3 protein-coding genes are annotated in these 1,320 nt (G+C 76.9%); 2 read left to right on the top strand and 1 reads right to left on the bottom strand.

The genetic code is table 11. From position 1 onward, the window contains the following. Positions 1–128 precede the first annotated feature (128 nt). Together ACWGKU_RS26510 and ACWGKU_RS26505 are read left to right on the top strand one after the other, a co-directional pair. Positions 129–386, top strand: coding sequence for a hypothetical protein (locus ACWGKU_RS26510; RefSeq protein ID WP_452179277.1), 258 nt, complete (start codon positions 129–131; stop codon positions 384–386). 231 nt (positions 387–617) lie between these two features. Beyond that, entirely contained in the window at positions 618–749 is a 132-nt protein-coding gene (locus tag ACWGKU_RS26505; RefSeq protein ID WP_452179278.1) for a hypothetical protein, read from the top strand. A 229-nt stretch (positions 750–978) separates the two neighbouring features. On the opposite strand, the gene ACWGKU_RS26500 is transcribed toward ACWGKU_RS26505, so the two are convergent. After that, positions 979–1,320, bottom strand: a 342-nt coding sequence (locus ACWGKU_RS26500; RefSeq protein ID WP_452179279.1) for a carbohydrate-binding protein, incomplete at its 5' end; no start/stop codon positions are given.

Below are 1,320 nucleotides of genomic sequence, written 5' to 3'. Positions count from 1 at the left end.
GGGCGCCGCCCCCCCCCGGCCCCCGCCGTACCGGGGCCCCGGCTACCCCCGCCCCACCTCCCCCCGCCCCCCCCCGGCGGGCCCCCCCGGCCCCGCACCGCCCGGGCCCGCACGGGAGAATGGGCCGGGTGACCAGCACTCAGCCGCTCCCCCGGGGCCTCACCGCCCTGATCCCCGTCGCTCCCGCACCGGCCACGCCCGGTGAGCGGGCGGCCTCCCAGCTCCTCCACCTGCGCAGCGTGGAGGTGCCCCTGCCGCTCCTGGTGGCCGCCGCGGAGCTGATCGCCCCGCAGCTGGAGAGCGAGGACCCGGTCACCCGCGAGGCCGCCGAGGCCGTCCAGGCCCGCCTGCGGGCCGTCATCGCGCAGGCCGCGCCCGGGCGGTAGCGGGCGGCCCCGTCCCCGGCGTGCCGCGGGCCGGCCTTTCCGCGCGGGTGAATTCCGCGGCGTTTTCCGTGCCCCGCCGCGAAAACGGCCTGACCCGGCGCAATGTCGATCATGAACCGCCGTCATCGGCGGATTCCCCTGAAAATCCCTCAGAAATTCCGTCGGCCGCCGATTTCGCGGAAACCGGACGAGCGGTTCCGGGCCGACGGCCTGCCCGCCTCCCAGTTCGTCGTGCCGCTCGCCGTCGCCATCATGGCCGTCATCGCGATCGGCGGGTTCGTCCTCACCCTCTCCCCGCCGGAACCGGTCGACACCCCGGCCCGGGAGCCGCTGCGCGTCAAGCTCTTCGACCGCAGCACCTGACCGACCGCGGCAGCCGACCGACCGCCGCGCCGTGGGCACGGTGCCGACGGCGCCCCGGGGGCGGCCCACTGTCCAGGCCGCCCCCGGGGGCTTCGGTGCGCACCGCGGCATCCCGGGGCCCTCTCCCCGGGACCCCTCCGGCATCCGTCGGCGCGCACGGCCGCGCCGCGGTCCGTCCCCCTCGACGGGCCGCGGCGCAGCGGCTTCACGGGGTGTCAGCGCAAGCCGGTCACACCTGCTGCCAGAGCGCGGGCACGTTCGGCGGCTCCCAGCCGACCTGGGCGGTGTGGCCCTGGAGGCAGCGGTAGCCGACGCCGTTGTAGGTCACGATGTCGCCGGCCTGGTAGGTGGTGCCGGCGGTCCAGGTGCCGCCGGGGTTGGGCGAGTCCTTGCCCACCGTGAGGCTGTACTGGGCGGTGTGGGTGGTGGTGCCGGCGGTGCCGGTGACGGTGATCTGGTAGGTGCCGTTCGCCGTGGTGGCGGAGGCGTTGAGGGTGAGGGTGGCGGAGGAGCCGGCCTGGACGGTGGAGGGGTTGAGGCTCGCGGTGACGCCGGTGGGGAGGCCGGAGGC

Source organism: Kitasatospora sp. NPDC054768, from assembly GCF_053612025.1.
The sequence above is the reverse complement of the archived record's forward strand: the minus strand, read 5'-3'. Positions and strand labels throughout refer to the sequence as shown.